Source organism: Methanococcoides seepicolus, from assembly GCF_023684405.1.
Lineage (GTDB): Archaea > Halobacteriota > Methanosarcinia > Methanosarcinales > Methanosarcinaceae > Methanococcoides > Methanococcoides seepicolus.
Genome location: NZ_JAGSOI010000097.1, coordinates 1 through 5,450, shown reverse-complemented (window position 1 = coordinate 5,450; position 5,450 = coordinate 1). Strand labels below are relative to the sequence as shown.

Below are 5,450 nucleotides of genomic sequence, written 5' to 3'. Positions count from 1 at the left end.
CCTGAATATGGCGTGCTTGCGGTGGTAGCACTTATATTCTTACTGTCTGCAAAAGAGATACTATCGGCATCCAAATACTGGAATAAATCCGTTTCTGCATCCCTCGACATGAGCATATTTCCACTACTCCTTGTATTCGCAGGAATTGTCGTCTTCAAAGTTGTAGAGATCGTCTGAATCTGATCGAAGTAGTGAACTACTCCGCCCTTACGGACGGAGCTTCCTGCTCCATTCCTTGAACTATTGTTCACAAGTCCACAGGCTCTTTCTGTTTTCACTCGATCTTTTTTGCAGGACATTCAACCCCTTCATCAGCTTACGCAAGGTGTCTCCTGCTCATGCTGATGAACTTATTTCCATTCTCATACCCATGGATTCACGTTAGATGAGGCAGAATCCCGAAAAGGATCACATTGATAAAACCGTGAGTAACACTCACAAGGAAGAGATTTCTGCATCTCTGATAGATATAACCCAGCATCATACCTGCAAAAGCCGTGAAAAGCATTTCATAGGGGGTGCCATATCCGGAGTGCATAACTCCGAAAAGGATGCTTGCAAGGAGCAAACCCCGATAATCACCCAGGATCTCCTCCAGTTTCGTTTGCAATATCGCCCTGAAAATGAGCTCTTCAATAAAACCTACAAACATTACCATCACCAGGGAGAGCTTAAGCAAGTTGAAAAATGAAAGGTCGGGAATAAGATATCCCGGTTCGATGATCATGAACTCGCCCAATGCAATGATCAGACTTACAAGCAGAGCAACAGGCAAATAATAATATTTTATAGCCGTACTCATCCCCAGATACTCCATATCGAGCTCCTGCCCCTTCACCATAACATAGGCAGGTATCAAAAGAGGAGCATAGACGAACACATACGTATATAATGTCATATCAAAGAAAACCGGCATCGAAAGATTCAATATCCGCAACATGGAGATTAGAATAAAAGCACGCAACAAATACTGTTTGTCCACATCATTGATCACAATGGTCGACAAGGTCAGGACCAGCAGCAAAATGATATGCACCCATGTAGAGAACTTTGTATGCCCCAGGAACAACGAAAGCTCGGCCAGAATGATCACCATAGAAGGGATGGCTATCGTCAAAAGCTCCATATTGAGGCCACTTGTGCCGCTGATCTTCTGAAGAATACCCTCCTCACCAATAGTGACGAACTCACCATCTGACTCCATATTAGCTCTCCATCACGTCGATCCAGAGATGAAGGTCCCTATATGGAACCGTCATATTACCATCTTTATAGAGCAAGAACTGTAACTTCATGTCATCCCCGACACTCTCCGGCGTAAATGACAGCTCCTCCTCCCAGGTCTCATTATGCCCAAGGCTCATGAAAAGCCGTTCATGTCCCACAGAGGACGAACCGTTCTCAAGCAATAGGCCCATGGAATAATTAGTAACTTCATACTCATGGTTCACAACACCAACGATCACATTACCGCTCTGCCCCAATGTGAAATTCACAGGATAGCCATCAGCCATACCATCCATGCCAAGGATATAGAACTCGGTGAACTTCTCACCCTCCTTCGGTGTCACCACCACATAAGCAAGGGTCACCATCGAAGCGATTATGGACAGGACAAGGATGACCGAAAGGACCCTGTCAAGCCTGTTGTCCGGTTTTCTTGACAGCTCTTCCCTCAGAGAAAGATAGGTAGCATTGAACGGAACGCTGAACTCCTCCCCCTCTGGCAGAACACGCCGTCTATAAACCGCCACCACGCACATCGCAATAGTAAAGAACGACAGCGAGACCAGAATAGGCAATAGTCTGATCCCCCACGGGGTATAATTAAGACCAAGTCCGATAAGAGGCACCACCGCGATACTCAGACCAAAACTAAGTGCCACCCTCTCGATCCCGTCAAGGTCATCCTTCTTAGGAAAAAGAGCTGCAATAAGTGCATAGCCCGGCAGGAAAAGAACCATAGGCAAACCTAGGATCGTACGAATAGCAGTGTCGCTCAAAGGCGGAAGCAGTATGAACGCACAGGTAAGTGATACCAGTAATACAACGATCTTTATATCAGCGGGAACATTATTCCTATCAGCCATCTTTATTTCTCTTCAATATTTTAATATTATATGCCCCTACATTTTATTCATGCCATATAAACATGTTTGAAGGGCATATTACAGTGTTTAACATTTGAGCGGGAAGTCCCCCTCATCAAGCAGCCGAAGGCTGCTAGGTGGGGGATGAGAGCGTACCGATTTATATGAAAATAGTATTGGATGCTAGCACTTAAATAGTTTTGAAACATTTGTAAAATTTGGAGCTATTATATGCAGTTAACTCTACCGATCAGGATTCAACCTACTCAAGAACAGGAATCTGTTCTATGGGATCTTTCTGAAAAGTGCAGGTTGATCTATAATTTCGGGTTAACTGAACGACGTGATGCATATAAAAACAAAACCAGGATAAGTTACATCAAACAACAGAATGGTTTGCCTACACTCAAGCAACAGTACCCTGAATATACATGGGTATATTCGAAGGTATTACAGGGTGTCCTGAAAAGTCTTGATAACGATTACAAATCCTTCTTCAATCTGAAAAAGAACAAGGACAAAAAAGCAAGATCACCTGGGTTCAAAGGCAAGGATTACTTTACGACCATGCTCTACAATCAATCGGGATTTGAAATATCCGATTCAAATGATCATATTGTCATACGAAAATCAATGGATACCAGAATCAAACGACCAGTATCAACGTATATTGAACACGATCAACTGTACATTGACCTATCGCATAAACATCCATCTGGAGTACCATTGAAATTTGAATTACCTGCTACTTTACTTGAAGAAAGGATATTCAAGCACGCTGTGACAATTGACCAAGTTAACGTTTACCAGAAGGGTAATGAATTTTACATATCAATTACATACGATGTACCATCGATCAAGTTCAACAACAATGATGCATATCTTGCTATTGATATTGGTGTATCCAAACAAACCATGATAAATTCGGACGGTAACTTTACCGAACTTATTAACCGACGGCCCGATAAATACTGGGAACCTAAAATCAATCAGGTCCAGTCAAGACGGGATCATTGCCTGAAGAACAGCAGGAAATGGAACTTGTTACATGGTAATTTGAAAAAGATTAAACGTAGATCTTCGGATCAGTTATGTGATAACCAACATAAGATTACCAAACGTATCATTGGAAATACGGATGCTAATGTCATTGTTATAGGTAAACTGGATGTCAAAAGTATGGCAGCAAGTAAACCTGATGATAAAAAGTACAATAAAAGTGTACACCGAGGTACCCATAACTCAGGACACATGGGACGATTTGCTCAATTCTTAACCTATAAAGCTGAAGCAATGGGTAAGAGAATAATAAGAATTGATGAATCATATACTTCAAAGATGTGCTGCGTATGCGGATCCTTAAAGGACATGTCACTTAACGATAGAACATATGAATGTGAAGTCTGTGGCAATGTTCTGGATAGGGATTGCAATAGTTCAGTAAACATCCTATTGAGATATTTCAAACATAATGCTCTGTGGACGAGCTATCGACAAACAGTTGATAATCTGCGACAAACAGGTTTACAGATCGGGATAATTCCTAACGGAATGATCTCGAAATGACGTAAACACTCGCAGGAAGCTCCTTCTTCAAATCAACATGCCTTCGGCACGGTGATTAGGGAGGAGTAGTTCACGATGTAACAGACATATAAAATAATATCATAATATAGATCTTACATGATTTTTTGACAGATATCAGAAATCCTTAAGTATATTGTAATGAAGTCAAAGAAAGAGGGATATACATAACAATTTTATAATTCATCAGCAAGAAGACCACTGTTTTTAAGCTCGCAGTAAATCAAAGATTTAATGGGAGTTTCATTTCATGGAAAACATCCAGATCAATCTGGATGTCTTGCAGTATAACTGCAAGATGAAACAGGTGGATGAATTGCGTAAATAGTTATTTACTCTTGTTTCTGATATATATTAATAGTATCAAAACGTATGTTGCAATATGCGGAAATCCTACAAATTCCGTCTGTACCCGACTAAAGAACAGGAGCTCGTTCTGGTCAAAACTCTGGATGTTTGCAGATACATCTATAACGAGTTTCTTGCGGACAGAAGGAATGCGTATGACAGATGCAATCAAGGATTGACGACATTTGACCAGATCACTCAGGTCAAGTACCTTGAATTCAATACCGAAGTATTCTCACAGATCAAGCAGGATATATTGCGAAGACTTGGAAAGTCATTCGATGCTTTTTTCAGACGGTGCAGATCAGGTGAAACACCAGGGTATCCAAGGTTCAAAGGAAAAGACAGGTACAACAGTTTCACATGTCCTCAATCGGGTTTTAAGATCGAAGGAACTAAACTGAAACTTTCCAAGATCGGGGGTATCAAGATCAAACAGCACCGAGAGATAGAAGGCAAGATCAAGACGTGTTCCATCAAACATGAAACCGATCAGTGGTATGCAGTGTTCTCTGTCGATACGGGTGCAAATCCCGAAAAGGTCAATCCGAATACATCCATAGGGATCGATGTCGGGCTTAACTCATGTGTCACGCTGAGCAATGGGGAACAGTACGATTCTCCTACCTATTTCCGCAAGTCAGAGAGATCCCTTGCAGTTCAACAAAAGAGACTTAGCAAGAAGAAGAAAGGTTCAGTGAATAGGCTCAAACAAAAAACTAAAGTTGTTAAGATTCACGGAAAGATACATAACCAAAGAATTGATTTTAACCATAAGTTGAGCAGGATCCTTGTCAACAGGTTTGACAGGATAGTGTTCGAGGATTTGAGTATCAAGAACATGGTTAAAAATCATCACTTTGCAAAATCAATACATGATGTTGCATGGGGTCAACTGATCCAGATGGCAAAAAGCAAAGCGGAAGAGGCTGGCAAGTATGTCGAATTGGTTAACCCATACAACACATCACAAAAATGCAGCAGCTGTGGAAACATCGTCAAGAAAGGTCTATCGGTCAGGGTTCACAGATGTCAAGAGTGTGGACTTGAGCTTGACAGAGACGTTAATGCCGCCATTAATATTTTGAATTTAAGCACCGTAGGGACTACGGAGGGAGCCTGTGGAGTCACGGACATTGGTCTGGGCTATGAAGCAGGAAGCCACCTATTTTAATGGGTGGTAGTTCACTAGCTGGTAGTACATATGACCAAGAACACAAAAATATGCTTACTTGCGTGCATCACACTAAGCCTTTTCTTATTGATACCTTCCGCGGGTGCTTTTGAGATAGCACCTGCAGACCCGAACGTTGGCGATGAGATCATCGTGACCGGAGACTCACCAACAAGCTCGGTCCCCGCAAAGATGGTGTTCACTAAAACCGTCCCGGTCGAAGATGGGACATATCTTTATTATGTTGGTAAAGT

At 41.8% G+C, this 5,450-nt stretch carries 5 protein-coding genes and 1 pseudogene; 3 read left to right on the top strand and 3 right to left on the bottom strand.

The window, feature by feature from the left end; translation table 11 throughout:
- The 3 genes from KDK67_RS13425 to KDK67_RS13415 all read right to left on the bottom strand — a co-directional run.
- A partial coding sequence (locus KDK67_RS13425) for a hypothetical protein (RefSeq protein ID WP_250869360.1) occupies positions 1-299 on the bottom strand: 299 nt, incomplete at its 3' end.
- Between the two features lie 77 nt (positions 300-376).
- A complete protein-coding gene (locus KDK67_RS13420; protein ID WP_250869358.1) occupies positions 377-1,204 on the bottom strand; it encodes a CPBP family intramembrane glutamic endopeptidase in 828 nt (275 codons plus the stop codon).
- Between the two features lies 1 nt (position 1,205).
- Positions 1,206-2,090: a DUF1616 domain-containing protein gene (locus KDK67_RS13415; RefSeq protein WP_250869356.1), complete on the bottom strand. Its 885-nt coding sequence runs from the start codon at positions 2,088-2,090 to the stop codon at positions 1,206-1,208.
- Between the two features lie 231 nt (positions 2,091-2,321).
- Here KDK67_RS13415 and KDK67_RS13410 point away from each other — a divergent pair, with 231 nt between their 5' ends.
- The 3 genes and pseudogenes from KDK67_RS13410 to KDK67_RS13400 all read left to right on the top strand — a co-directional run.
- Complete coding sequence (locus KDK67_RS13410) at positions 2,322-3,656, top strand: RNA-guided endonuclease InsQ/TnpB family protein (protein ID WP_250869354.1); 1,335 nt, start codon at positions 2,322-2,324, stop codon at positions 3,654-3,656.
- A gap of 400 nt (positions 3,657-4,056) precedes the next feature.
- On the top strand, positions 4,057-5,196 hold the full coding sequence (locus KDK67_RS13405; RefSeq protein WP_250869352.1) for an RNA-guided endonuclease InsQ/TnpB family protein: 1,140 nt from the start codon (positions 4,057-4,059) through the stop codon (positions 5,194-5,196).
- 30 nt (positions 5,197-5,226) lie between these two features.
- Positions 5,227-5,450, top strand: a pseudogene (locus tag KDK67_RS13400) (hypothetical protein); the annotation flags it as partial.

Bases quoted from the DNA above. Each gene is read 5' to 3' on its own strand.
- KDK67_RS13420 (WP_250869358.1), bottom strand. From the start codon at position 1,204: ATGGAGTCAGATGGTGAGTTCGTCACTATTGGTGAGGAGGGTATTCTT.
- KDK67_RS13415 (WP_250869356.1), bottom strand. From the start codon at position 2,090: ATGGCTGATAGGAATAATGTTCCCGCTGATATAAAGATCGTTGTATTA.
- KDK67_RS13410 (WP_250869354.1), top strand. From the start codon at position 2,322: ATGCAGTTAACTCTACCGATCAGGATTCAACCTACTCAAGAACAGGAA.
- KDK67_RS13405 (WP_250869352.1), top strand. From the start codon at position 4,057: ATGCGGAAATCCTACAAATTCCGTCTGTACCCGACTAAAGAACAGGAG.